Consider the following 24,820-nt stretch of genomic DNA (forward strand, 5'->3'; position numbering starts at 1 on the left):
TTCTGATTCTGTTCCGATTTGGTGACAGGATCCGCGCGTCAGCCATACTGATCGGCACGGAGCGGGGCCGTAAGGGCCGAATCAGCTGATGCCGCGCCGTTTGAGGATGGCCTCGATGTCGGAGAAGTCGTCGTCGGAGGTCTTCGCCGGAGCCTGCCGGGGCTTGGCCGCCGCCTGGGGAGTCGCCCCCCGGGTCGCCTGGGGAGCGGTCAGGGGTGACGTCTTCGCGGCGGCGCCGGGCAGGCCCTGGGCGCGCGGCGCCTGCCGTACCGCGCCGGGCGCCGCCTTGCCGCCGGCCTCGGCCCTGCCCTGCGCCCGGGAGCGCAGCACGCCGGAGACCACCCAGAGCACGACGGAAAGGCCGGCCATCGCCACGCCGGCCCAGACCGCGGGCGAGAACACCAGCCCGGCGACGAAGCCGGTGATCTCCCCGACGATGTTCACCAGGGTGGGCAGCGCGTCGGTCAGATAGGCCGCCAGCGGCAGCAGCGACCAGGCGGCCAGGCGCAGCCCGGCGGCCGCGCCCCTGCGCCGCAGCGCCAGGAAGCTCAGCACGAGCCCCACTCCGGTCAGCCCCGCGCACAGCGGAAGCCAGAACCACGCCATCTCGCCGACACCCATAGCGCCCGCCCCTCATCTCGGCCCGGCTTCCATCCTGACACGCCGGGCCGCGCCCGCCCCTCCTCCCCAGGATGGAATCCGGCCCTTAGGGGTCGGGCGGAAAGGGGTCGGGCGGAAAGGGGTCGGGCGGGAAGGGGTCGGGCGGGAAGGGGTCAGGCGAACAGCCCCCGCAGCGCCGTCATGTCCACCTGGCGCAGCGAGGCGACGACCATGCGGCCCGGCGCCGCCGGGATGGGCAGCACGCTCGGCACGGCGACCACCCGGCAGCCTGCCGCGGTCGCCGCGGTCACGCCGTTGGGCGAGTCCTCCAGCACCGCGCAGCCGGCCGGATCGACCCCGGCCAGCCGGGCGGCGGTGAGGTAGGGCTCGGGGTCGGGCTTGGGCCGGGCGACGTCGTCGCCGGTGACGATGTGGTCGAAATGGTGCCTGCCGATGCTCTTCAGGCACACGTCGGCCACGCTCCTCGCCGAGGAGGTCACCAGCGCCGTCGCGACGCCGGCCCCGCGTACCTCGGCGAGGAGTTCGGCGGCGCCGGGCATCAGCTCGGCGCCGTCCTCAAGCTTGTGGATCACACCGTCGAGCAGCCACCCGGCCACCTCGGCCGGGTCGGCCGGGCGCGGCGCCGTCCTGAGCATGTAGGCGACGGTGGAGGCGATGGAACCGCCGACCAGGTTCTCCTGGTCGGCGGGTCCCCACTCGCCCCCGAGGCGGGCCATGATCTCGGCTTCGACCTCGAACCACACCTTCTCGGTGTCGACGAGCAGCCCGTCCATGTCGAAGAAGACGGCGGAGGGAAGGGGGACGGCGTCACGGGGACCGGCGCCGGAAAGATCAGACATTGAAATATTTTGCCTCAGGATGGTGGACCACCAGGGCGGAGGTCGACTGCTCCGGGTGGAGCTGGAACTCCTCCGACAGCGTCACGCCGATGCGCGACGGGTCGAGGAGCTCCATGACCTGCGCCTGGTCGTCCAGACGGGGACAGGCAGGGTAGCCGAAGGAGTATCGGCACCCACGGATGTTGACCTTGAGCATGTCGTCGAGCGACTCGTCGCCGCCGATGCCCAGCTCGGAGCGCACCCTGGCGTGCCAGTACTCGGCCAGCGCCTCGGTGAGCTGGACCGACAGCCCGTGCAGCTCCAGGTAGTCGCGGTAGGCGTCCTTGGCGAACAGCTCGGCGGCGGCCTCGGCGACCCTGCGGCCCATCGTGACCACCTGGAAGGCGACCACGTCGGTCTCCCCCGAGTCCTCGGCGCGGAAGAAGTCCGACAGGCACAGGTGCCGGTCGCGGCGCTGGCGGGGAAAGCCGAACCTGGTCCGCTCGCGCCCCGACCCGTCCAGCACGACCAGGTCGTCGCCCGAGCTGACACACGGGAAGTAGCCGTAGACGACGCCCGCCTCCAGCAGCCCCTCGGTGACCAGCCGGTCCAACCACATGCGCAGCCGCGGCCGGCCCTCGGTCTCCACCAGCTCCTCGTAGGAGGGGCCGCCGCCGCGCGCGGCCTTCAGCCCCCACTGGCCCATGAACGTCGCCCGTTCGTCCAGGTAGGCGGCGTAGTCGCCGAGCGGGATGCCTTTGACCACGCGGTCGCCGAGGAACGGCGCCACCGGGACCGGGTTGTCCGCGGCGACATCGGAGCGGGCGGGCAGCTCCCCGGCGGGGGTTCTGCGCAGGACGGCGCCCGTCCTGACCCTGCGCTCGCGCAGCGGCGGGAGCCCGGCGCCCGCCTCGCCGCGCCTGACGGCCATGAACGCGTCCATCAGCCGCAGCCCCTCGAAGGCGTCGCGGGCGTAACGCACGTCGCCCTCGAACATCCCGGCGAGATCCTGCTCGACGTAGGCCCGGGTGAGCGCGGCGCCGCCGAGCAGCACCGGGTAACGGCCCGAGACGCCCCGGGAGTTCATCTCCTCGAGGTTCTCCTTCATGACCACCGTCGACTTGACCAGCAGGCCGGACATGCCGATGACGTCGGCGCCCTCGTCCTCGGCGGCCTCCAGGATGGCCGACACCGGCTGCTTGATGCCGAGGTTGACGACGTCGTAGCCGTTGTTGGACAGGATGATGTCCACGAGGTTCTTGCCGATGTCGTGCACGTCGCCCTTGACGGTGGCGAGCACGATCCGGCCCTTGCCGCCGCCTTCGACCCGCTCCATGTGCGGCTCCAGGTAGGCGACGGCGGCCTTCATCACCTCGGCCGACTGGAGCACGAACGGAAGCTGCATCTCGCCGGAGCCGAACAGCTCGCCCACCGTCTTCATGCCGCCGAGCAGCACGTCGTTGACGATCTCCAGGGCGGGCCGGCGCTCCAGGGCGAGGTCGAGGTCGGCCTCCAGGCCCTTGCGCTCGCCGTCGACGATGCGCCGTCTGAGCCGCTCCCACAGCGGCAGCGACGCCAGCGCGGCGGACTTGCTCGCGCGTAGCGCGGCGGCGTCCACCCCCTCGAAGAGCTCCATGAACCGCTGGAGCGGGTCGTAGCCCTCGCGCCGCCGGTCGTGGACCACGTCGAGGGCGACCTGGCGCTGCTCGGCGGGGATGCGCGCCATGGGCAGGATCTTGGAGGCGTGCACGATCGCCGAGTCCAGGCCCGCGTCGACGCACTCGTGGAGGAAGACGCTGTTGAGCACGATCCTGGCCGCGGGGTTGAGGCCGAAGGAGATGTTGGACAGGCCGAGCGTGGTCTGCACCTCGGGGTGGCGCCGCTTGAGCTCCCTGATGGCCTCGATGGTGGCCAGGCCGTCCCGCCTGGTCTCCTCCTGGCCGGTGGCGATGGGGAAGGTGAGGCAGTCGATGATGATGTCGCAGGCCCGCATGCCCCAGTCTCGGGTGAGGTCCCCGATCAACCGGGTGGCGACCCGGACCTTCCACTCGGCGGTGCGGGCCTGGCCCTCCTCGTCGATGGTCAGGCCGATGACGGCGGCGCCGTGCTCTCGCACGAGCCGCATCACGCGCCGAAAGCGGGAGCCGGGGCCGTCACCGTCCTCGTAGTTCACCGAGTTGACCACCGCCCGGCCGCCGAGCATCTCCAGGCCCGCCTCCAGCACGGGCGGCTCGGTGGAGTCGAGCACGATCGGCAGGGTGGAGGCGGTGGCGAAGCGGAAGGCGAGCTCCTTCATGTCGGCGACGCCGTCGCGGCCGACGTAGTCGACGCACAGGTCGAGCATGTGGGCGCCGTCGCGGGCCTGCTCCCTGGCCGTCTCGACGCATTCTTCCCAGTCGCCGGCCAGCATCGCCTCGCGGAAGGCCCTGGAGCCGTTGGCGTTGGTGCGCTCGCCGATGGCGAGGTAGGAGGTGTCCTGCCGGAAGGACGTGTGCTGGTAGAGGGAGGAGGCGCCCGCCTCCGGGCGCGGGCGGCGGGCGGCCGGGGACGCGCCGCGGACCCGCTGGACGACCTGGCGCAGGTGCTCGGGGGTGGTGCCGCAGCAGCCGCCGACCAGGGCGAGCCCGTACTCCCTGCCGAAGGTCTCGTGCGCGTCGGCGAGCTGGGCCGGGGTCAGCGGGTAGAACGCGCCGCCCGCGGCCAGCCGGGGCAGGCCGGCGTTGGGCATGCAGGACAGCGGGAGGCGGGAGTGCCGGGCGAGGTGGCGCAGATGCTCGCCCATCTCGGCGGGGCCGGTGGCGCAGTTGAGCCCGATCACGTCGACGCCGAGCGGCTCGATCGCGGTCAGCGCCGCGCCGATCTCCGAGCCGAGGAGCATGGCGCCGTTGGTCTCGATCGTCACCTGGGCGATGATCGGCACGTCGCGGCCCGCGGCGTCCACGGCCCGCCTGGCGCCGATGACCGCGGCCTTGACCTGGAGCAGGTCCTGGCAGGTCTCGACGATCAGCGCGTCGGCGCCGCCCGCGACCAGCCCTGCCGCGTTGTCCTGGTAAGCGTCGCGCAGCGTGGCGAAGGGCAGGTGGCCGAGGGTGGGCAGCTTGGTGCCGGGGCCGATGGAGCCGAGGACGTAACGCGGCCGGCCGGGGGCGGACCAGTGGTCGGCGCGCTCGCGGGCGAGCCGGGCGCCCGCCTCGGACAGCTCCCGCACGCGCCCGCCGATGCCGTACTCGCCGAGGGCGGCCAGGTTGGCCCCGAAGGTGTTGGTCTCCACGCAGTCGACGCCCACCTCGAAGTAGGCGTCGTGCACGGCCCGGACGAGGTCGGGACGCGAGACGTTGAGCACCTCGTTGCAGCCCTCGTGGCCCTGGAAGTCGTCGAGCGTGACCTCGTGGGCCTGGAGCATCGTCCCCATCGCCCCGTCGGCGACGAGCACGCGCTCGGCCAGGGCCGCTCGGAAGGACGGTCCGCTCGTCATGGGCGCAATCCTACCGGGACCCCCACAGGCCCCTCCGGACCTCGCCCATCACGCCATCCCGCCCTTCCGGCCGCACGGCGCCGCCGGGCCTGATCCGCCCGGCCGGCGTGGCGGGCCCGTGCCCGGCGGGTCCGCCCCCGCCCGGTCCCGCTCAGGCCCGCTTGACGCCAAAGGGCTCACGACCACATAGGCTTAGCCCAAACAGCGGAGAGGAGGCGGCGCGCGTGATCGAGCTCGAAGGGCTCCCCGAGCTCGTCGATCCGGTGCTGATCGCCGCGTTCGAGGGGTGGAACGACGCGGGCGAGGCATCGAGCGGCGCGCTCAGCCATCTGGAGAGCGCCTGGAAGGCGACCCCGCTGATCGCGCTCGACCCGGAGGACTACTACGACTTCCAGGTGACGCGGCCGATCGTCGAGCTGGGCGAGGGCGTGTCCCGCCCGATCACCTGGCCCACGACGCGGCTCTCCGTGGCCCGTCCGCCCGGCGTCGAGCGCGACGTGGTGCTGCTGCGCGGCATCGAGCCCAACATGCGCTGGCGCTCCTTCTGCGACGAGATCGTCGCGGTGTGCCGGGAGCTGGGCGTGGAGTTCGCCGTCCTGCTGGGGGCACTGCTCAACGACTCGCCGCACAGCCGCCCCGTGCCGATCGTGGGCGCGGCCACCGATCCCGGCCTGGCCAGGTCGATCCACCTGGAGCTGACCCGCTACGAGGGCCCCACGGGCATCGTGGGCGTGCTCCAGCAGGCGTTCGGCGCGGCCGGCATGCAGGCGGTGTCCCTGTGGGCCTCGGTGCCGCACTATGTCGCCCAGCCGCCCAACCCGAAGGCGACCCTCGCGCTGCTGCGCCGCACGGAGGACCTGCTGGACATCCCGATGCCGCTCGGCGACCTGCCCGAGGAGGCGCGGGCGTGGGAGCACGGCGTGGACGAGCTGGCCTCGCAGGACAGCGAGGTCGCCGACTACGTGCGGGAGCTGGAGGAGCGCAAGGACGCGGCGGAGCTCCCCGAGGCGAGCGGCGACGCGATCGCGGCGGAGTTCGAGCGTTATCTGCGCCGCCGCGACCACGACAGCGACGGCTGAGGAGACGGCTGGGCGGTCACGCGGGGCGTCCCTGGTGAGCACGGTAGTGACGGGTGAGATGTCACTCCGACGAAAAGGGGGAACCGTTTCGCTGTTGATCTTGTTTCGCCCTACATTTTTCCGCGATTACCGGGGATAATCATCGCTCATCCGGTCCTTTCGTTTTCCCCTCGGGGACCGGGGCTTCCCCCACTCCGCGATGAGCCAGAAGGGGCCACCGCTCGGCCGGCGACGACGAATCGCCACTGCCACGTTGCACCCATCCGATGTGACCGCGCACGTTAGGGCGACCATGGCGACTCCCTCCCTCGACCCTTATCAGAGAGCCCAGGAGACGCGCCGCAGCGTTCTCGAAATGGCCGTGTTCATGAAGCGTGAAGACGGGGACGACGCGACGGTCCGCCGCCTGCCGCCGGTGGGCGGTTCGGGCGCCGTGGACAGGTACTTCGCGCTGCTCCAGGATCGACTGCCGGTCTGGCTGCACATCCTGCACAACCTCGACCATCTCGTGGGCAAGGGCCGGGTGAGCGACAACCTCCTGCCCATCGCGCGGGCGGGGATCGACTACTACGTGGAGACCCTGTCGGCGGCGCTGCCCGCCTTCAGCTCCCCTACGGTCACCGTGCGCTTCCGGGAGGCCGTCCGCGGCGGGCGGTTCGGCCCGATGCCGGAGATCGTGCCGCTGGCCGAGTATCTCGCCGCCGAGCAGCGGGCCGGCCGGGTCGCCGCCGGTGTCGACCCCACGGCCAGCGCCCGGCTGATGCTGGCCGCCTGCTTCCAGCACGCCTACTTCGAGCTGTTCACCGGCGGCGGATTCGGTCCCTCACGCGACGAGTGGGCCGAGGAGATCGTCAGGGAGCTGCGCCTGGAGCCCGCCGCGCAGCGCGCCTGAGCCCGCGGCGACGCCCGCCACAGCGCCCGCCACAGTGTGCGACACGGCGTGCGATGTGGCCTCGTCGAAGCGGGTCCAGACCAGCTCGGCGAGGCCGGGGTCGGCGCCCAGCGGCTCGGCGACGAGGTCCGCGCCGCACTCCAGCAGCCGGTCCTGGAAGTGGCCGGGCGCGAGCAGGTAGGACGCCACGGCCACCCGGGGGGCGGGTCCGGAGCGCAGCCGGTCCAGCGTCTCGCCGAGCTTGGGCGTGCCGGCCGCGGCGAAGGCCGCCGTGACCGGACGCGACAGCCGTACGGACAGCAGGCGGGCCGCGGCGCGGACGTCGGCGAGGGCGCCGGCGTCCGAGGAGCCGGCCGCGCCCAGGATCACCGCGTCGGTGGCGCGCAGCCCGGCCCGGCCGAGGCGCCGGGCGAGCAGGCCGGTGAGCAGGTGGTGCGGGCCGAGGGGGCGGGCGACGGCGGCGTCCGGGCGGGTGGCGGCGAGTACGGCGGGCAGGTCGACGTGCACGTGGTAGCCGCCGGCGAGCAGCATCGGCACGACGACCACCGGCCCGTCGAGGGCGGCCAGCGTGCCGGCCAGCCCGGGAGAGCTGATCTCCAGGTAGGCGAGTTCGACCCGGTGACCGGGGCGGGCTCTGCGCACCAGGTCGCGCAGTCCGCAGAGCACCTCCTCCCCCTGCCGGCGCCGCGTGCCGTGTGCCGCCATGACGAGCGTGGGACGCGGCGTCACATCATGCCTTCGCGCTCGCAGGCCAGCCGGTAGCCGCGTTTGACGACCGTCTCCACGATCCCGGCCGGGCCGAGGGCGCGGCGCAGCCTGGTGATGGCCATCTCCACCGCGTGCTCGGCCGAGTCGCGGGAGGGGCCGCCGGGCAGCACGGTGCGCAGCTCGGAGCGGGCGATCACGTGGCCGGGTTTGTCGGCGAGCCGCTTGAGCACCGCCATCGGGGCCGGCGGCAGCGGCTTGAGCTCGCCGTCCACCACCACGGCGTGCCCGCGGATCTCCAGGTCGTGGCCGCCGGCCACCAGGCGGGTCACGCTCTCCACCGGCAGGTACCTGGCGAGCAGCCGGGCCAGCGAGCCGAGCCGGGAGCGTTCGGGCTGGATCACCGGCACGCCGCGGGACAGCAGCGGGCCCGCGGTGACCGAGCCGACGCACGCGGCCACCACCGAGCCGCCGAACGCGGCGAGCAGCGCCTCCTCACAGCCCTCGGCGCGGGCCTCGTTGAGCATCGCGAGCACGGCGGGGGCGCTGGTGAAGGCCACCGCGTCGACGCCGCCGGAGACCGCCTGGGTGATCAGCCGGCGCAGCGGCGAGACGTCGCGGTAGGGCAGCCAGCGGTAGACCGGCACCTCGATCACCTCGGCGCCCGCCCCGCGCAGGTCGGCGACGAACCCGCTCAGCGGCTCGCCGTGCAGCTGGACCACGATCCGCCGGCCGCGCAGGTCCTGGGTGAGCAGGTACTGCTTGACCTCCTCGCACGACTCGGTGGGCGGGGTCCAGTGGTCGTTGAGGCCGGCCGCGCGGACCGCGCCGCGCGCCTTGGGGCCCCTGGTGAGCAGCCGCGCCCGGGTCAGATGCTCGGCGAGCTGGACCGACAGGCCCCAGCCCTCGGCCGCCGCCATCCAGCCGCGGAAGCCGACGCCGGTGGTGATGACGACCTCGTCGACCGGCGCGGCGAGGGTGTCCCTGGTCGCCGCGAGCAGGCCGGCGTCCTCGGCGAGCGGCACCAGCCTGATCGCCGGGGCGCTCACCACCCTGGCGCCCCGGCGTTCCAGCAGCGCGCAGAACTCCTCGCGCCGCCGGGTGGCGGTGACCCCGATGGTGAAGCCGGCCAGCGCGTCCGGCTCGGTCTCGGGGGACCGCGCGACTTCCTCGGCCACAACGCTCATCGCTTGCTCACCACTCCTCTACGGGTCCGGGCCGTCACGCTACGCCGACCTCCACCACGCCGTCCGCCACACGGACGGGATAGACCGGTACGGCTACCGCGGGGTCGTCCAGACATTCCCCCGTCACGAGGGAGAACGCCTGCTGGTGCATGGGAGAGGCCACGGTCGGCTCCTCTCCCCTGGTGCCGACGATGCCTCTGGCGAGCACGTAGGCGCCGCTGAACGGATCACGGTTGCCGATGGCGTGCAACCGGCCTTCGAAGGTGCGGAACAGCGCGATCTGGAGGCTGCCCACCAGGACGCACGCCCCCCGTTCCGGCAGGAGGTCGGTGTAGGAGCACACCTGTACCCAGGTCTGCCCCGCGCCGGGCGGGCGGGCCGGGTCCCGCAGGTCAACACTCATGACCGGGTCACCTCCAGGGGGATGAGAACGGGCTTGATCTGGTCGCGTTCGGTCTCGAAGGAGATCGACGGGTCGGGTACGCCGGGCGCGTTGACGAAGCTGACGAAGCGGCGCAGCTTGTCGGGGTCCTCGATGGTGGCCCGCCACTCGTCCGCGTAGTACGCGGCGTGCCGCTCCATCTGGTCCTCCAGTTCGGCGCAGATGCCGAGGGAGTCTTCGACGATCACCTCGCGCAGGTAGTCCAGGCCGCCGTCGAGGCTCTCCACCCAGGCGGCGGTGCGTTGCAGCCGGTCGGCGGTGCGGATGTAGAACATCAGGAACCTGTCGATGATTCTGATCAGTTCGCCGGTGGGCACGTCGGCGGCGAGCAGGTCGGCGTGGCGCGGCTTGAATCCCCCGTTGCCGCCGACGTAGAGGTTCCAGCCCTGCTCGGTGGCGATCACGCCGAAGTCCTTGCTCCTGGCCTCGGCGCACTCGCGGGCGCAGCCGGACACCGCCGACTTGAGCTTGTGCGGCGAGCGGAGTCCCCGGTAGCGCAGTTCCAGCGCGATGGCCAGGCCCACCGAGTCCTGCACGCCGTACCGGCACCAGGTCGAGCCCACGCAGGACTTCACGGTGCGCAGCGCCTTGCCGTACGCGTGGCCGGACTCGAAGCCGGCGTCGACGAGGCGTTTCCAGATGGCGGGGAGCTGCTCGACCCTCGCGCCGAGCAGGTCGATGCGCTGGCCGCCGGTGATCTTGGTGTAGAGGCCGAAGTCCCTGGCGACCTCGCCGATGACGATCAGCTTCTCGGGGGTGATCTCGCCGCCGGGGATGCGCGGCACCACCGAGTAGGTGCCGTTGCGCTGGATGTTGGCCAGGAAGTGGTCGTTGGTGTCCTGGAGGGCGGCCTGCTCGCCGTCCAGGATGTGGCCGCCGCCCAGCGAGGCCAGGATGGAGGCGACGGCGGGCTTGCACACCCCGCAGCCCCTGCCGGTGCCGTGCTCGGCGACCAGCTGGGAGAAGGTCGTGATGCCGCGCACCCGCACGATGTCGTAGAGCTCGGCCCGGGAGTGCGGGAAGTGCTCGCACATCGCCTTGCCGACGTCCACCCCGGAGGAGACCAGGATCTGCCGGAGCATCGGGACGCAGCTGCCGCAGGTGGTGCCCGCCCGGGTGCAGCGTTTCACGCCCTGCACGTCGGTGAGCCCCTCCTCGGCGATGGCCTGGCGGACCCGGCCGGTGGTGACGTTGTTGCAGGAGCAGACCTGCGCGTCGTCGGGCAGGTCCGCGCTGATCGCCGCGGTCCCGGCGAACAGCAGCTCGGTCGGGCTCGCGGGCAGCTCCCGGCCGACCAGCGGGCGCAGCGCCGCGTACGGCTCGGCGTCGCCGACGCAGATGCCGCCGAGCAGGGTCCGCGCGTCGTCGCTGACGAACAGCTTCTTGTAGACCCCGCCCACCGGGTCCATGAAGGTCACGTCGAGCCCGCCGTCCAGGGAGCCGAAGCTCGCCACGTCCACGCCGAGCAGTTTGAGCTTGGTGGAGACGTCGGCGCCGGTGAAGGACGCGGTGCCGCCCATGATCCGGTCGGCGGCCACCTCGGCCTGGGTGAAGCACGGCCCGGCCAGGCCGTACACGGTGCCGGCGGCCAGGGCGCACTCGCCGATCGCGTAGATGGACGGGTCGCCGGTGCGCATCCCCTCGTCGACGACGACGCCGCCGCGCTCGCCCACCGCGAGGCCGGCCCGCCTGGCCAGTTCGTCACGCGGCCGGACGCCCGCGGAGAACACCACGATCTGCGCCTCGACGGCCTCGCCGTCCGGCTTCACCAGCCGGGCCACCCGGCCGTCCGGGCCGGGCTGGATCTCGGCGACCCCGGCGCCGGTGTGCACGCTCAGCCCGAGGGCCTCGATGTGCCGCCTGAGCACGACGCCGCCGCCCTCGTCCACCTGGCGGGGCATCAGCCACGGGCCCATCTCGACCACGTGTGTGGCCAGCCCGAGCCCGCGCAGCGCCTCGGCGGCCTCCAGGCCGAGCAGGCCGCCGCCCACCACGATCCCCGAGGAGGCGCCCCGGGCCGCCTCGCGGATCGCGTCCAGGTCGTCGATCGTGCGGTAGACGAAGCAGCCGGGCAGGTCCCGGCCCGGCACCGGCGGCACGAACGCGCTCGACCCGGTGGCCAGCACCAGCACGTCGTAGGGCTCGGCGTGACCGTCCTCGGTGGTCACCAGGCGGGCCTGCCTGTCGATGCCGGTGACCCGGGCGCCGAGGCGCGGGGTGATCCCGGCGGGCACCGGATAGGTGAGGTCCTCGGCGGTCTTGCCGTCCAGGTAGGAGGTGAGCGCCACCCGGTCGTAGGCGGACCGCGGCTCCTCGCCCAGCATCGTGATCGGCCCGGCGAACCCGCGCCCGCGCAACGTCTCGGCCAGCCGGTGCGCCGCGGGGCCGTACCCGGCCACGACGACCCGCTTCCCGCTTCCCGTGCTCCCGTTCGCCGCGTTCACGCCGACACCCCTTCCTGCTCGCACAGCCAGCCCACGATTCCCTCGACGGCGTCCCGGCAGCTTCCGCAGCCGGTGGTGGCCCGGGTGGCCGCGGCCACCGAGGCGATGTCCCGGGCGCCGGCCTCCCAGCAGGCCCGGATCTGTCCCTTGGTCACGTTGTTGCACTGGCACACCCGCGCGGAGTCGGGCATGCGGACCGGGCTGTCGGTCTGCTGCGCCGGGGCGAGCCCGGGGAAGAGCAGCCCGGCCCGGTCGCCCGGCACCTGCCCGCCGCGGTCGAAGAGCTGGGTCAGGGTGCCCACCACCGGGCTCTCGCCGAGCAGGATCGCGCCGACCAGCCGGCCGTCGCGGATCACCAGCTTGCGGTAGGTGCCCCTGGCCCGGTGGCTGAACCGGACCACCTCGGCGGTCCGGTCCGCCGACTCGTCCACCTGGGTCTCGCCCATCGCCGCGAGCTCGACGCTGCGGGCCTTCAGCCTGGTCACCAGGCGGGATCCCCGGTAGCGGGCCGCCCTGCCGGTTATCACCTCGGCGGCCACCGCGGCCTGCTCCCAGGCCGGTGCGACCAGGCCGTAGACGTTGCCGTCGTGCTCGGCGCACTCGCCGACCGCGAAGACGGCGGGGTCGCTGGTGCGCAGCTCGTCGTCGACCACGACGCCGCGCTCCACCTTCAGCCCGGCGTCCCTGGCGAGCCCGGTGAGCGGCCGCACGCCGCAGGCGAGCACGACCAGGTCGCCGGGGACGACCTCGCCGTCGGCCAGCCGTACCCCGCCGGGGCCGGGGAGCACCTCGGCGACCTGGACGCCGGTCCTGATCCGCACGCCCAGCCCGGCGAGGGTCTCCCCCAGCAGCTGGCCGGCCTCGGCGTCGAGCTGGCGTTCCATCAGGTGTCCTGCCAGGTGCAGCAGCGTCACCTGGAGGCCGCGCCCGGCCAGGCCGCGGGCCGCCTCGACGCCGAGCAGCCCGCCGCCGACCACCACGGCCCCGCGCGCGGCGGACGCGGCCTCGATGATCCGCCGGCAGTCGTCGAGGGTGCGGAAGGCGAACGCGTCCCGCGCCCCGGGTATCGGCGGCACCACGGCCTCGCTCCCGGTGGCCAGCGCCAGCACGTCGTAGGGCACCCTGCGCCCGTCCGCCGTCGCCACGGTCCTGGCGTCGCGGTCGATCCCGGTCACCTCGGCGCCGAAGACCGCCGTGACGCCGTGCTCGGCGTACCAGGAGGGGTCGAGCAGGCGCACCTGGCCCGGCCTGGAGGTGCCGGCCAGCACGTTGGACAGCAGCACCCGGTTGTACGGCTGCGCCGTCTCCGCGCCCAGGACGGTGATCTCGGCGCCCGCGTCCCTGGCCCTGACCTCCTCGACGAGACGGGCGCCCGCCATCCCGTTGCCCACCACCACGAGTCTCATGCCTTCTCCACCCTGACCGCGCAGACCTTGAATTCCGGCATCCTCGACACCGGGTCGAGTGCCGGGTTGGTGAGCAGGTTGGCGCTGGCCCGGCCCGCCCAGTGGAACGGCATGAAGACGGTGTCGGACCGGATCGCGCCGGTGATCCTGGCCGGGACCTCGGCGCCGCCGCGGCGGCTCGTCACCCGGACCCGGTCGCCGTCGGCCAGGCCGAGCCGCTCGGCGAGGTCGGGGTGCAGCTCGACGTACGCCTCGGGGACGGCCCGCACCAGCGAGGCGATCCGCCGGGTCTGGGCGCCGCTCTGGTAGTGGGCGAGCACGCGGCCGGTGGTGAGATGGATCGGGTACTCCTCGTCGGCCTCCTCGTCCGCGGGGCGGTGGTTCACCGGGATGAACCTGGCCCGCCCGTCGGGGTGGGCGAACCGGTCCAGGAACGGCCGGGGCGTCCCCGGATGGTCCTCGGCGGGACACGGCCAGAAGACGCCGGTCTCCGCGGCGATCCGCTCGTAGGTGATGCCCGCGTAGTCGGCGGGGCCGCCGGCGCTGGCCCTGCGCAGCTCGTCGAAGACCGCGCGCGGCTCGGCCGGGAACCCCTCCGGGTGGCCGAGCCGCTCGGCCAGCCCGGAGAGGACGGCGAGGTCGCTCCGTACCCCCGAGGGCGGAGCGACCGCGCGGCGCCGCAGCAGGACGCGCCCTTCCAGATTGGTGGTCGTCCCGCTCTCCTCGGCCCACTGGGTCACCGGGAGCACCACATGGGCCTTGGCGGCAGTTTCGGAGAGCACGACGTCCGCGACGACGAGCAGGTCGAGGCCGGCCAGCCGCTCGGCGATCCGGCCCGCGCCGGGTGCGGAGACGACCGGGTTGGAGCCGAAGAGCAGCAGCGCCCGCGGCCCGCCGGGCGTGCCGAGCGCGTCGAGGAGCTCATAGGCGGACCTGCCCGGCCCCGGCAGGTCGCCGGGGTCCATGCCCCAGACGGACGCCACGTGGGCGCGGGCGGCCGGGTCGTCGATCTTGCGGTAGCCGGGGAGCTGGTCGGCCTTCTGACCGTGTTCGCGCCCGCCCTGGCCGTTGCCCTGCCCGGTCACGCAGGCGTAGCCGGAGCCCTCGGTGCCGGGCAGGCCGAGGGCGAGCGCCAGGTTGATGAACGCGCTGACCGTGTCGGTGCCCTTGGCGTGCTGCTCGGCGCCCCGCCCGGTGAGCACCATCGCCCGCTTCGCGGTGCCGAGCAGCCGGGCCGCCTCGCGCAGCAGCGCGACCGGCACCCCGGTGACCCGCTCGACCCGCTCCGGCCACCAGGCGGAGACGGAGATCGCGACCGCGTCGAAGCCGGTCGTGCGGGCCGCGACGTAGTCCTCGTCGACGTAGCCCTCGGCGACGGCGATGTGCAGCAGGCCGAGCGCGAGGGCCAGGTCGGTGCCGGGGGCGAGCTGGAGGTGCAGGTCGGCCGCCTTGGCGGTCGGGGTGAGCCGGGGGTCGGTGACGATCAGCCGGCCGCCGCGCTCCCGCATCCTGGCGAGGTGGCGGACGAAGGGCGGCATGGTCTCGGCGACGTTGCCGCCCGCGACGAGGACCGTGTCCGCGCCGGCCAGGTCGGTGACCGGGAAGGGCATCCCGCGGTCCATGCCGAACGCGCGGATCGAGGCCGCCGCCGCCGAGGACATGCAGAACCGGCCGTTGTAGTCGATCTGGCTGGTCCGCAGCGCCATCCGGGCGAACTTGCCGAGCAGGTAAGCCTTCTCGTTGGTGAGCCCGCCGCCGCCGAACACCGCCACCGCGTCCGGGCCGTGCTCGGCCGAGATGCGGCGCAGCCGGGCGGCGACGTGGTCCAGGGCCTCGGCCCAGGTCGCCGGCCTTCCTTCGATGAGCGGGGTGGTCAGCCGGGAGCCGTTGGTCAGCAGCTCACCGGCGGTCCAGCCCTTCTGGCACAGGCCGCCCGCGCCCGCCGGGATCTCCGCCCTCGGCGCGATCACGACGTCCCGGACGCCGGCCTCCTCCGTCGCGGCGACGCTCATGCCGCACTGCAACGCGCAGTACGGGCAGTGCGTGGCCGTGCCCGGCGCCTTCACAGGCGGCGGTGCGGGAAGTGAGGCAACCGGCATGGATCCGATGGTGCTTTCGAGGGGTTTCACCGCTGGGTCCCTTCTGTTACCGCTGTGCTACAAGGCGCCAACCGGGTTCACAATGTGCGAACGCCGCTGTGAGCGGGCCTGGGCGGGCCCGCTCACCTGTGGGGATGCGAAGGTCAGATGCGGGCCGCCGCGAGGCTCGGCACCGCACCCGCGCCGACGGTCCGCAGATAGCAGGCCCAGGTGAGCGCGAAGCACAGGACATAGAAGGCGGCGAAGCCGCCCAGGGCGGCCTCCGCGCCGCCGGTCGCGGCGATCGAGCTGCCGAAGCCGCGGTTGATGAGGAAGCCGCCGTAGGCGCCGATCGCGGAGATGAGCCCGATGGCCGCCGAGGCGTCGCGCCGCGCGACGCCCACCGCCGCCGTGTGCGCCTCGGTGCCGGCCGCGAGCCCGGCGGTCGCCTTGGCCCGGAAGATCGCCGGGATCATGCGGTACGTGGAGCCGTTGCCGACCCCCGTCGTGGCGACCAGCAGCATGTAGGCGGCGAAGAACAGCGGGAACTCGTGCCGGGCCAGCCCCGCCCAGACCAGGCCGAGCGCGCCCGCCATCGCCGCGAAGTTCCACAGCGTGACCCGCGCCCCGCCCATCCGGTCCGCCAGCCATCCCCCGGCGGGACGCACCAGGGATCCGACGAGCGGCCCGAGGAACGCCAGGCCCACCAGCCCGGCGTACTCCGGGAACTGGCTGTTGATCAGCAGCGGGAAGGCCGTCGAGTAGCCGATGAAGGAGCCGAAGGTGCCGATGTAGAGCACCGACATGATCCAGGTCTGCGCCCGCCCGGCGATCTTGAGCTGGTCCCGGGGGCTCGCCTTGGCCGTGGTCAGGTTGTCCATGAAGAAGTAGGCGCCGATGGCCGCGGCCAGGATGAACGGCACCCAGAACAGCCCGGCGGCGGCCAGCCCGAACCCGGTGATCACCAGCGGCATGACGAGCTGGACCGAGGAGACCCCGATGTTGCCGCCGGCCGCGTTCAGCCCCAGCGCCGCCCCCTGCCGGGCCTGCGGGTAGAAGTAGGTGATGTTGGCCATGCTGGAGGCGAAGTTGCCGCCGCCGACCCCGGCCGTCGCCGCGATCACCAGGAAGACCCAGTACGGCGTGGCCGGGTCGCTCACCGCCACGGCCAGCAGCACCGCGGGCACGAGCAGCAGCAGCGCGCTGACCACGGTCCAGTTGCGCCCGCCGAACCTCGCCGGGGCGAAGGTGTAGGGGATGCGCAACGTGGAGCCGACCAGGTTGGGCAGCGAGACGATCCAGAAGAGCTGGTCGGTGGAGAACCGGTAGTCACCGAGCTGCACCGCGACGATGGACCAGACCGTCCACAACGTGAAACCCAGATGCTCGGCGAAGATCGACCAGACCAGGTTGCGCCGGGCCACCCTCTTACCACGCCGCTCCCAGAACGCCGGGTCGTCGGGATGCCAGTCGCCGATCCACCGCCCTCTGCGCACAACCTCCGGCGCGGCCTCACTCACCGTCATCGCTCCTCCTGCGGGGTCCCTCAGCCGATGGGCAGGCTCCCGAAGGTAGGCAACGCAAATTACGCACACTGACGCTCGGTGACCGTGCGCCGGTTACATGTGACTCACCGGCGTAACAAGCAATGCACAGGTTGCACCGGCGCAACATGGCCGTAACGTGGCGGGGGCAACCGGCGCCGAAGGTCACAAGGGTACGGCGGCGCGGTGACGTGCCAGGAGGGGCGACGCCGGGGACAATGGGCGGCGGCAACCAGAACCGCACCCGCGTCAGTCGTCGCCACGGGGAGTAGCGAATGACCGTCAGGCCCATCCGCACGTTCGGCGATCCGTCGCTGCGAGGCGTGGCCGAGCCGGTCACCGACTTCGGCCGCGAGCTGCGCGCCCTGGTCAAGTCGCTCCAGGCGACGATGCAGGCGGGCGCGGGGCGGGCGGGCCTGGCCGCGCCGCAGATCGGGGTCCCGCTGCGGGTGGTGGCCTACCAGTTCGACGGCAGGTCCGGCGTCCTGGTCAATCCGCGGCTGGAGCTGTCCGAGCGCAAGGTCGTGGCCGACGAGGCGTGCCTGTCGGCCCCCGGGCAGTGGTGGCCGCTGGAGCGCTCCTTCGCGGTGACCGCCCGGGGCCGTGACGCCTTCGGCAAACCGGTCACGGTCCGCGCGATCGGCGTCCTGGCCCGCGTCCTGCAGCACGAGTGCGACCACCTCGACGGGGTGCTGTTCATCGACCACCTCCCCGCCGAGGACCGGGCGGCCTTCCTGTCGGCCATCCCCTCCTGACCCTCCGGCCCGGTCAGAGCTCCACGCCGAGAAGGGTGTCCGCGATGGCGCGGACCAGCTCCGGCGCGTCCGGGTCGGACCGGTCGCCGGAGCGCGCCGACTCCACCCACGCGTCCAGGGCGGCCAGCGCGGCGGGCGCGTCGAGGTCGTCGGCCATCCGCTCGCGGACCCGGGCGAGGACCGGCAGGGCGGCGGGCCCCGCGGGCAGCGCGACCGCCTCCCGCCACCGCGCCAGCCGCGCCTGCGCCGCGCCGAGCTGGTCCTCGGTCCACTCCCAGTCCTCGCGGTAGTGGTGGGCCAGCAGCGCGAGCCGGATCGCCATCGGGTCGGTCCGCTGCCGCAGCTTGGACACGAACACCAGGTTGCCCCTGGACTTCGACATCTTCTCGCCGTCCAGCGCGACCATGCCGGCGTGCACGTAGGCCCGGGCGAAGGGCCACTCCCCGGTGGCCACGTGGCCCTCGCAGGCGCCCATCTCGTGGTGGGGGAAGATCAGGTCGGAGCCGCCGCCGGACACGTCGAAGCCGGGGCCGAGGTTGGCCAGCGCGATCGCGGTGCACTCGACGTGCCAGCCGGGCCGCCCGGGGCCGAACGGCGAGGGCCAGGACGGCTCGCCCGGCCGCTCCGCGCGCCACAGCAGCCAGTCGAGCGGGTGCTGCTTGCCGGGCCGGGCCGGGTCGCCGCCGCGCTCGCCGAACAACGCGAGCATCCGCTCCTCCGGATAGCTGCACACCGCGCCGAACTTCGGGGCCGCGTCGACGTCGAAGTAGACGTCGCCGTCGAGCTCGTAGGTGGCGCCCTTGTCGCGCAGCCGGGCGATCAGGGCGGCGACGTCGTCGATCACCTCGGTGACGCCGACGTACTCGGCGGGCGGCAGGATGCGCAGCGCCTCCATGTCGGTGCGGAACAGCTCGATCTCGCGGCCGGCGAGCTCACGCCAGTCCTGCCCGGTCTGCGCGGCGCGCTCCAGCAGCGGGTCGTCGACATCCGTCGCGTTCTGGGTGAAGTGCACCTCGTGGCCGGCGTCCCGCCAGGCCCGGTTGACCAGGTCGAAGGCGAGATAGGTATTGGCATGGCCCAGGTGGGTGGCGTCGTACGGGGTGATGCCGCACACGTACATCCGCGCGGTGGCGCCCGGCTCGGTCGGGCGGACCTCACGCGCGGCAGTGTCGTAGACCCGCAGCGCGAGCCCACGGCCGGGCAGGCGGGGGACCTGGGGAGATGACCACGATCGCATGCCCAGAGCCTATCCAGAGGTCACAGACCTCCGATCACCCTGGTCACCGTTGGGACGACATTTCCGGCTTCACCCGGTAGAACGCGTCCGGATCGGCCGGGCGCGCCGAGAAGTCGTAACGGACGCCCTCGGGCGCGACGGCCACCAGGGTGACGGACAGGCTGCCCCACGTCCCGCCGTCGGGCAGCGCCTGCCGTACGATCAGCGCCCGCGGGTCGCCGGTGGCCAGGCCCGCCCCGGAGGCCAGCCGGGCCCACTCGCCCCAGTAGTCCCCCGGCTCCCCGTCCAGCGGCAGCCCGGGCCGTACGGCGTCGCGGAAGCGCGGGCGGAACCACGCCACCCGGTGGTTCTCCTCGCCCTGCTCCCAGCCGCTGTTGACGATCATGTGGGTGCCCGGGGCGGGTTTGTCCGCCGTGAGCAGGGTGCCGTCCCAGTGCCACAGCCGCACGCCCTCGGGGTCGGCGAGCACGAGGTGGAAGGGGTCGTAGCGGGTCAGGTCGTCCGCCGGCGGCTCGCCCTCGGCCAGCGCGCGCAGCGGCAGGTCGCCGCGGCTACTGCGGCCCTCCTCGCGGGCCAGCAGGCCGCGCCCGTTGAGCAGCGCCGCCACCCTGCGCCCCGCCGGGTCCACGGCCAGCCAGGTGCCGCCCGCCTGGAGGTCACGCCCACCGAGCACGCCGGGACGGCCCGGCCAGTGGTGGGCCGGCGGCTCCCACGGGCGCTGCGCGAACTCGTCGCGCACCCCCGCCAGCACGACCGGCACCGCGGCCTCCGGATCGAAACTCACGATCACCGTGCACATCCCGCAGGCCACCTCCACACGAGCGTTGCGTGCAGATTACGCGGCGCGCACGGGCGCCCGGCCACCGGGGGTCCGCGCGGGCGGCGCGGTCACGGGCGGCGCGGTCACGGGCGGCGGGGTCAGGGGCGGCGGGGTCAGATGGGCGGCCAGGGGATCGCGGGCCAGTCCTCCGAGGGGTAGGGGTGGACGCCGGTGTCCACGAGCCGGCGCACCCGCTGCCACACGGCCTCGACCTCGGCGAGGGTCAGCAGCTCGCGCAGGCGGCGGCCGAGACGGCCGTGCTCCAGCTCGCGGTCCAGGTTGACCAGCATGTTGACCGCCTCGCGGGACAGCCGCTTGCCGCGCCACTGCCACAGGACGGTCCGCAGCTTGTCCTCGGCCGAGAAGCAGACGCCGTGGTCGACGCCGTACACGTGGCCCTCGGGCATCGGCAGCAGGTGGCCGCCCTTGCGGTCGGCGTTGTTGACGACGGCGTCGAAGACGGCCATCCGGCGCAGCGCCGGGTGCCGGCTGCGGATCAGCGCCATGAGATCGACCTGCTCGTCGGCGTCGATCCACAACTGGCACATGCCGGGGCCGAAGGGGCCGTCGCGGTAGACGGTGGGCGGCACGATGCGCCACCCGGTGACGGCCGACACCTCGAAGGCGGCGACCTCCCTGGCCGCGAGCGTGCCGTCCGGGAAGTCCCACAGCGGGCGCTCGCCGCGCACCGGTTTGTAGACGCAGGCCGCCCGCAGCTCGCCGTAGCGGATGTTGCAGTAGAGGGTCATGTTGGTCGCCTCCACCAGCCGGCCGGCGACCTCGATCTGTCCCTCTTTCAGCAGCCTCAAGGCGGTGGCGTCGTCCATCACACCCGTGGGCTCCGTACTCAGCGTGGGCTCTCCCTCAGCGGTCATGCCCCACCCCGCCTCGGCGACGCCGTCCCACGCGGAACTTGCCGGCTCGCTCGCTCACGCACCCCCCTGGCTGCTTCGGTAACCGTTCAAGCGCACGCAGATGTGCCCCTCGGCGTCGAGCGGCTGGCCGCACAGCGGGCAGGGCGGGCGGCCGGCGGCCACGAGCGCCAGCGCCCGCTGGGTGAAGGCCCGGGCCACGCCCGCGGTGAGCCGCACCCGCAGCACCGCGGGCTCGGGCGCCTCCAGATCATCCTCGTCGGTGATCTCCTGGGCCTCGATCACCACCCGCGAGTCCTCGGGGTCCCAGGCCAGGGCCATGGTGCCGACCCGGAAATCCTCGTCGATCGGCTGTTCGAGCGGGCCGTTGTCGGTGAGGTCGACCGGCGCGACGGCGGGGACGTGGGCCACTCCGCCGCTCCTGCGCAGCACCTCGTCCAACAGCTCGTCGAGGCGATCGGCGAGCGCCGCCACCTGGAACTTCTCGAGCCCGACCGTGGTCAGCCTGCCCTGGGAACGGGCCTGCAGGAAGAAGGCTCGTCCTCCCGGTTGACCTACGGCACCGGCTACAAACCTCTCAGGCGGATCGTAGTCGAAGACCGGCATAGCCCGACCTTACGCGGTTCCGGCTCCGCCGCCGACGGCGGCGTCGCTCTCGGTGGAGTTTTCTGCCCCGTCGCCGTCCGCCGGATCCGGCGGACGGAGCGCCGCGACGTCACCGCCGACGTCGTTGAGCCGCAGCACGAAGGGGCGCAGGGGGGTGTAGCGGATGGCGGTGAGGGAGGCGGGGTCGGCGACGATCCGCTGGAACTGGTCCAGGTGCAGCCCCAGGGCATCGGCGACGACCGCCTTGATCACGTCTCCGTGGCTGCACACGAGGTAGACGCCGTTGGGGCCGATCTTGGCGTTCCACTCCCTGACGGCGGCGACGGCGCGGTGCTGGACGGCGGCGAGCGCCTCCCCACCGGGGAAGACGACGGCGCTCGGATGGGCCTGCACGACGGGCCACAGCGGGTCCTTGGCGAGCTCCTTCAGGGGGCGGCCGGTCCACTCTCCGTAACCGCACTCGCCGAACCGCTCGTCGGTCAGCACCTCGACGCCGGCGCGGCCCGCCGCGACCGCCTGCGCGGTCTCCTGGCAGCGCTCCAGCGGGCTCGCGACCACCGCGTCCAGGTCGAGCGGCGCGAGCCGCTCGCCGAGGGCCTTGGCCTGTCTCAGCCCTTCCTCGCTCAGATGCACGCCCGGGGTCCAGCCGGCGAGGACCGGTCCGGTCAGCTCTGTCAGCCCGTGCCGGGCGAGCAAGAGGGTCGTCACATGCCACAGACTAAGCCCCGAGCGCGAAACGACCGCAATCTCCCCTGGAAAGCGATTTCCATCAGGGCCGCTGCCTGGGGCGGCACCACGTCGGATACGTGCGAACGGTAATCTGGCCGGATCATGGAGCAGCGCTATGCCGGTCGGAGCGGGCTGTCGGTCTCGCGTCTCGGGCTCGGCACGATGACGTGGGGGCGCGACACCGGCGCGGAGGAGGCGGCGGCGCAGCTGCGCGCGTTCGCCGAGGCCGGCGGCACGCTGATCGACACCGCCGACGTCTACTCCGGCGGCGACGCGGAGCTTCTGCTGGGGCGGCTCATGCGCGACGTGGTGCCCAGGTCGGAGCTGGTCGTCGCGACGAAGGCGGTGCTCACGCCGGACGGCCCGCGGCCCTGCGACGCCTCCCGCCGGCATCTGATCGCGGCGGCCGACGCCTCGCTGGCCCGTCTGGGGGTCAACGACGTGGAGCTGTGGCAGCTGCACGCCTTCGACCCGGACGTGCCGCTGGAGGAGACCCTCGCCGCCGTCGACACGATCGTGACCTCCGGCCGCGCGGCCTACGCCGGAGTGTGCAACTACGCCGGCTGGCAGCTCGCCGCCGCGGCCGTGGGCCAGCGCTCGGCCAGGGACAGCGCGCCGATCGTGGCCGTCCAGGCGGAATACTCGCTGCTCGCCCGCGACGCCGAGCGCGAGCTGCTGCCGGCCGCGGAGTACGCCGGGGCGGGCCTGCTGGCCTGGTCGCCGCTCGGCCGGGGGGTGCTGACCGGCAAATACCGCACGGGCATCCCCGCCGACTCCCGCGCCGCCACCCCGCATTTCGCCGACTTCGTCCGGCCCTACCTCGACGAGCGGTCCCGCCGGGTCGTCGAGTCGGTCGCCACGGCCGCCGAGGGGCTCGGCGTGTCGCCGCTCTCGGTGGCCCTGTCATGGGTCCGCGACCAGCCGGGCGTCAGCGCCGCGATCGTCGGCGCCCGCACCGGCGCCCAGTTGTCCGGCATCCTCCAGGCCGAGGAGCTGACCCTGCCGCACGAGATCCGGGAGGCGCTCGACGACGTGTCGGCCGACTGACCGCCGACCCGGCGGAGCGCCGGCCCGCCGGGAACCCGCCGGGCGCGGCTCCGGAACCGGGGGGGTCGCGGCCCACCCGCCCCCGCACGGCAGGCCGCGACCCTGCCCCCTCAGAACGAGAATAGGTCTCGCGTATCACTAATCGATACCGAATCGCAACTTTGTGTGTAAAACTTCAGCGTTTTCACAAAACTGTCAACCGGGTGGCCAGGAGGGGTGGCCTGGCAGAACGGCGGTCGCACCTGGCAGAGACGCCCGGGGGGAATGCGAGCGCATGGCCCGTGCCACCCGCGACGACGACGCGGAGGGAGCAGGTATGGGGAGGGCTCGCGGAAGACGTGTTGTATCGGCCGGGGCGCTCGCGCTGGCCATCGGAGGCATACCCATCTCCGGGGCGTCGGCGGCGGCCGGGCCGGACGAGTGCCACGCCGGGCAGGGCGACCCCGTGGCCGGGCTCGCCGACGGCCTGTGCCACCTGCTCGGCGACGTCACCAGCGCCGTGGACGGGCTGACCGGCGCCGCGCTGGCGCCGCTCGCCCAGCAGGCCGTCCCCGCACTCGCCGAGGAGGCCGCGAACGCCGCGGCCTCCTCGCGGCAGCCCCCGCCCCTGAAGGTCGCCGGGGACGAGACGGACGAGGAGGCCGGGGAGCACGAGACGCCCGTCGAGCGGGACGCCGCCGCCCCCATGCCGCTGGAGGACTGGGAGGCGCCACCGGTGCAGACCGCCGGCGACCTGCTGGCCGACGCGCTGGAGGACATGTGCCTGCCCGGGTTGGGCGTGCCCGGATGCGAGGCCGCCGAGCCCGGTGACGAAACCGGGCAGCCGGCGCCCGCTCCCCCGGACGAGGCGCGCGGGGAGGAGCACCTGACCGGCGTGGAGGCCGGCATGGAGGCCGAGGTGGAGGTCGTGGCACTGCCCGCCCGGACGCCGCCCTCGCCGCCGCTGCCGCGCCCGCCGTACCGGCTCGCCGACACGGCCGTCCCGACCGGCCCTGAGCCGTCCGGCCCCGGGGCGGTCGACGTCGACACGCCCCGGCTGGACCTGTTGTGGCCCTACGTCGAGCAGTTGCCCGAGCGGCTGCGGGTCGCGCCGGGAAACGTCAGGCAGAAGCGGCCCTCGGACGACTCGCTGGGCACCGCGCTGACCGCCGCGCTGCTGCTGTCGGCGATCCTCGCGGCCAGGTTCGGCCACACGCGCCGCTCGCGCGCCGCCGACGGCTCCATTCCCTTCGAGCCGCTGCACCCGCGCGGCGGCCGGCACCGGCTCGCCTGAACCCCCCGGGCGGCGCCCGCGCGAGGGTCAGCCCATCGCGTGGGCGCCGCCGTCCACGTGCAGGATCTCGCCGCTGGTGGCGGGGAACCAGTCGGACAGCAGGGCCACGCACGCCTTGGCGGTCGGCACCGGGTCCGACAGGTCCCAGCCGAGCGGGGCGCGGGCCGGCCAGCTCTCCTCGAAGTCCTTGAACCCGGGGATGCTCTTGGCCGCCATCGTGCGCAGCGGCCCGGCGGCCACCAGGTTGACCCGGATGCCGTGCGCGGCCAGGTCGCGGGCGAGGTAACGGGAGCAGGACTCCAGCCCGGCCTTCGCCACGCCCATCCAGTCGTAGACCGGCCACGCCTTGCTCGCGTCGAAGTCGAGGCCGACGACCGAGCCGCCGCCCTTCATCAGCGGCAGGCAGGCCACCGCGAGCGACTTGAAGGAGTACGTCGAGACGTGCATGGCGGTCGCGACGTCTTCCCACGAGGTCTGCAGGAAGTTGCCGCCGAGCGCGGACTGCGGCGCGAAGCCGATCGAGTGGACGACGCCGTCGAGCGCGCCGACGTGCTCCCCCACCCGCTCGGCCAGCGTGTCGAGGTGCTCGGTGTTCTGCACGTCGAGCTCGACCACCGGAGGAGGCTCCGGCAGCCGCTTGGCGATGCGCTCGACCAGGCTCAGCCGCCCGAACCCGGTCAGCACGACCTGGGCGCCCTCCTCCTGGGCCAGCTTGGCCACCGCGTAGGCGATGGAGGAGTCGGTGAGCACGCCGGTCACCAGGATGCGCTTGCCTTCGAGGATGCCCATG

The 24,820-nt window shown here is 73.5% G+C and carries 21 protein-coding genes; 5 read left to right on the top strand and 16 right to left on the bottom strand.

Annotated elements, in window-relative coordinates; all coding sequences use genetic code 11:
* Positions 1-81: 81 nt before the first annotated feature.
* The 3 genes from QSK26_RS16585 to metH form a co-directional block, all read right to left on the bottom strand.
* On the bottom strand, positions 82-621 hold the full coding sequence (locus QSK26_RS16585; protein ID WP_285776035.1) for a cellulose synthase: 540 nt from the start codon (positions 619-621) through the stop codon (positions 82-84).
* A gap of 152 nt (positions 622-773) precedes the next feature.
* A complete protein-coding gene (locus QSK26_RS16590) occupies positions 774-1,460 on the bottom strand; it encodes an HAD family hydrolase (protein ID WP_285776036.1) in 687 nt (228 codons plus the stop codon).
* Positions 1,453-4,914, bottom strand: coding sequence for a methionine synthase (gene metH / locus QSK26_RS16595; RefSeq protein WP_285776037.1), 3,462 nt, complete (start codon positions 4,912-4,914; stop codon positions 1,453-1,455). The genes QSK26_RS16590 and metH overlap by 8 nt, the downstream gene beginning before the upstream one ends.
* A gap of 224 nt (positions 4,915-5,138) precedes the next feature.
* On the opposite strand from metH, the gene QSK26_RS16600 reads away from it, so the two are divergent.
* Both QSK26_RS16600 and QSK26_RS16605 read left to right on the top strand, forming a co-directional pair.
* Positions 5,139-5,993 (top strand): PAC2 family protein, encoded by an 855-nt coding sequence (locus tag QSK26_RS16600; protein ID WP_285776038.1) that lies wholly within the window; start codon positions 5,139-5,141, stop codon positions 5,991-5,993.
* Positions 5,994-6,360: 367 nt separating this feature from the next.
* A complete protein-coding gene (locus tag QSK26_RS16605; RefSeq protein ID WP_285776039.1) occupies positions 6,361-6,885 on the top strand; it encodes a hypothetical protein in 525 nt (174 codons plus the stop codon).
* On the opposite strand, the gene QSK26_RS16610 is transcribed toward QSK26_RS16605, so the two are convergent.
* The 7 genes from QSK26_RS16610 to QSK26_RS16640 form a co-directional block, all read right to left on the bottom strand.
* On the bottom strand, positions 6,817-7,614 hold the full coding sequence (locus QSK26_RS16610) for a sirohydrochlorin chelatase (protein WP_285776040.1): 798 nt from the start codon (positions 7,612-7,614) through the stop codon (positions 6,817-6,819). The genes QSK26_RS16605 and QSK26_RS16610 overlap by 69 nt on opposite strands.
* Complete coding sequence (locus tag QSK26_RS16615; RefSeq protein ID WP_285776041.1) at positions 7,611-8,777, bottom strand: uroporphyrinogen-III synthase; 1,167 nt, start codon at positions 8,775-8,777, stop codon at positions 7,611-7,613. The genes QSK26_RS16610 and QSK26_RS16615 overlap by 4 nt, the downstream gene beginning before the upstream one ends.
* Positions 8,778-8,811: 34 nt before the next feature.
* Positions 8,812-9,180 carry a nitrite reductase small subunit NirD gene (gene nirD, locus QSK26_RS16620; RefSeq protein WP_285776042.1) on the bottom strand — a complete coding sequence of 123 codons (369 nt, stop codon included), beginning with the start codon at positions 9,178-9,180 and terminating at the stop codon, positions 8,812-8,814.
* Entirely contained in the window at positions 9,177-11,663 is a 2,487-nt protein-coding gene (nirB, locus tag QSK26_RS16625; RefSeq protein WP_285776043.1) for a nitrite reductase large subunit NirB, read from the bottom strand. Before nirB ends, nirD begins: the two co-directional genes overlap by 4 nt.
* Positions 11,660-13,069 (bottom strand): FAD-dependent oxidoreductase, encoded by a 1,410-nt coding sequence (locus QSK26_RS16630; protein WP_285776044.1) that lies wholly within the window; start codon positions 13,067-13,069, stop codon positions 11,660-11,662. Before QSK26_RS16630 ends, nirB begins: the two co-directional genes overlap by 4 nt.
* Positions 13,066-15,168: a molybdopterin oxidoreductase family protein gene (locus tag QSK26_RS16635; protein WP_285776045.1), complete on the bottom strand. Its 2,103-nt coding sequence runs from the start codon at positions 15,166-15,168 to the stop codon at positions 13,066-13,068. The genes QSK26_RS16630 and QSK26_RS16635 overlap by 4 nt, the downstream gene beginning before the upstream one ends.
* Positions 15,169-15,311: 143 nt before the next feature.
* The gene (locus tag QSK26_RS16640; protein ID WP_285776046.1) at positions 15,312-16,673 is read right to left on the bottom strand and encodes an MFS transporter; all 1,362 of its coding nucleotides are present in this window, start codon (positions 16,671-16,673) and stop codon (positions 15,312-15,314) included.
* Positions 16,674-16,966: 293 nt separating this feature from the next.
* Here QSK26_RS16640 and def point away from each other — a divergent pair, with 293 nt between their 5' ends.
* Entirely contained in the window at positions 16,967-17,446 is a 480-nt protein-coding gene (gene def, locus QSK26_RS16645) for a peptide deformylase (RefSeq protein WP_285776047.1), read from the top strand.
* Positions 17,447-17,459: 13 nt separating this feature from the next.
* Here def and mshC read toward each other — a convergent pair whose 3' ends face one another.
* The 5 genes from mshC to QSK26_RS16670 form a co-directional block, all read right to left on the bottom strand.
* Positions 17,460-18,689, bottom strand: a complete 1,230-nt coding sequence (gene mshC, locus QSK26_RS16650) for a cysteine--1-D-myo-inosityl 2-amino-2-deoxy-alpha-D-glucopyranoside ligase (RefSeq protein WP_285776175.1) — start codon at positions 18,687-18,689, stop codon at positions 17,460-17,462.
* 37 nt (positions 18,690-18,726) lie between these two features.
* On the bottom strand, positions 18,727-19,482 hold the full coding sequence (locus tag QSK26_RS16655) for an NRDE family protein (protein ID WP_285776048.1): 756 nt from the start codon (positions 19,480-19,482) through the stop codon (positions 18,727-18,729).
* Positions 19,483-19,616: 134 nt separating this feature from the next.
* Positions 19,617-20,378, bottom strand: coding sequence for an SCO1664 family protein (locus QSK26_RS16660; protein ID WP_285776049.1), 762 nt, complete (start codon positions 20,376-20,378; stop codon positions 19,617-19,619).
* Between the two features lie 54 nt (positions 20,379-20,432).
* Positions 20,433-20,981 carry a DUF3090 domain-containing protein gene (locus tag QSK26_RS16665; RefSeq protein WP_285776050.1) on the bottom strand — a complete coding sequence of 183 codons (549 nt, stop codon included), beginning with the start codon at positions 20,979-20,981 and terminating at the stop codon, positions 20,433-20,435.
* Positions 20,982-20,990: 9 nt separating this feature from the next.
* Complete coding sequence (locus tag QSK26_RS16670; RefSeq protein ID WP_285776051.1) at positions 20,991-21,689, bottom strand: histidine phosphatase family protein; 699 nt, start codon at positions 21,687-21,689, stop codon at positions 20,991-20,993.
* A gap of 123 nt (positions 21,690-21,812) precedes the next feature.
* Here QSK26_RS16670 and QSK26_RS16675 point away from each other — a divergent pair, with 123 nt between their 5' ends.
* Both QSK26_RS16675 and QSK26_RS16680 read left to right on the top strand, forming a co-directional pair.
* The gene (locus tag QSK26_RS16675) at positions 21,813-22,757 is read left to right on the top strand and encodes an aldo/keto reductase (protein WP_285776052.1); all 945 of its coding nucleotides are present in this window, start codon (positions 21,813-21,815) and stop codon (positions 22,755-22,757) included.
* A 316-nt stretch (positions 22,758-23,073) separates the two neighbouring features.
* Entirely contained in the window at positions 23,074-24,030 is a 957-nt protein-coding gene (locus QSK26_RS16680) for a hypothetical protein (RefSeq protein WP_285776053.1), read from the top strand.
* 27 nt (positions 24,031-24,057) lie between these two features.
* Here the strand turns inward: QSK26_RS16680 and fabI are convergent, their stop codons facing one another.
* On the bottom strand, positions 24,058-24,819 hold the full coding sequence (gene fabI, locus QSK26_RS16685) for an enoyl-ACP reductase FabI (protein WP_285776054.1): 762 nt from the start codon (positions 24,817-24,819) through the stop codon (positions 24,058-24,060).
* Position 24,820 lies beyond the last annotated feature (1 nt).

This window comes from Microtetraspora sp. NBRC 13810 (assembly GCF_030268685.1).
Taxonomy (GTDB): Bacteria; Actinomycetota; Actinomycetes; order Streptosporangiales; family Streptosporangiaceae; genus BSRQ01.

Coding starts and splice junctions, on each gene's coding strand:
- QSK26_RS16585 (WP_285776035.1), bottom strand. CDS start 621: ATGGGTGTCGGCGAGATGGCGTGGTTCTGGCTTCCGCTGTGCGCGGGG.
- QSK26_RS16590 (WP_285776036.1), bottom strand. CDS start 1,460: ATGTCTGATCTTTCCGGCGCCGGTCCCCGTGACGCCGTCCCCCTTCCC.
- metH (WP_285776037.1), bottom strand. CDS start 4,914: ATGACGAGCGGACCGTCCTTCCGAGCGGCCCTGGCCGAGCGCGTGCTC.
- QSK26_RS16605 (WP_285776039.1), top strand. CDS start 6,361: ATGAAGCGTGAAGACGGGGACGACGCGACGGTCCGCCGCCTGCCGCCG.
- QSK26_RS16615 (WP_285776041.1), bottom strand. CDS start 8,777: ATGAGCGTTGTGGCCGAGGAAGTCGCGCGGTCCCCCGAGACCGAGCCG.
- nirD (WP_285776042.1), bottom strand. CDS start 9,180: ATGAGTGTTGACCTGCGGGACCCGGCCCGCCCGCCCGGCGCGGGGCAG.
- QSK26_RS16630 (WP_285776044.1), bottom strand. CDS start 13,069: ATGAGACTCGTGGTGGTGGGCAACGGGATGGCGGGCGCCCGTCTCGTC.
- QSK26_RS16635 (WP_285776045.1), bottom strand. CDS start 15,168: ATGCCGGTTGCCTCACTTCCCGCACCGCCGCCTGTGAAGGCGCCGGGC.
- QSK26_RS16640 (WP_285776046.1), bottom strand. CDS start 16,673: ATGACGGTGAGTGAGGCCGCGCCGGAGGTTGTGCGCAGAGGGCGGTGG.
- def (WP_285776047.1), top strand. CDS start 16,967: ATGACCGTCAGGCCCATCCGCACGTTCGGCGATCCGTCGCTGCGAGGC.
- QSK26_RS16655 (WP_285776048.1), bottom strand. CDS start 19,482: ATGTGCACGGTGATCGTGAGTTTCGATCCGGAGGCCGCGGTGCCGGTC.
- QSK26_RS16660 (WP_285776049.1), bottom strand. CDS start 20,378: ATGACCGCTGAGGGAGAGCCCACGCTGAGTACGGAGCCCACGGGTGTG.
- QSK26_RS16665 (WP_285776050.1), bottom strand. CDS start 20,981: ATGCCGGTCTTCGACTACGATCCGCCTGAGAGGTTTGTAGCCGGTGCC.
- QSK26_RS16675 (WP_285776052.1), top strand. CDS start 21,813: ATGGAGCAGCGCTATGCCGGTCGGAGCGGGCTGTCGGTCTCGCGTCTC.
- QSK26_RS16680 (WP_285776053.1), top strand. CDS start 23,074: ATGGGGAGGGCTCGCGGAAGACGTGTTGTATCGGCCGGGGCGCTCGCG.
- fabI (WP_285776054.1), bottom strand. CDS start 24,819: ATGGGCATCCTCGAAGGCAAGCGCATCCTGGTGACCGGCGTGCTCACC.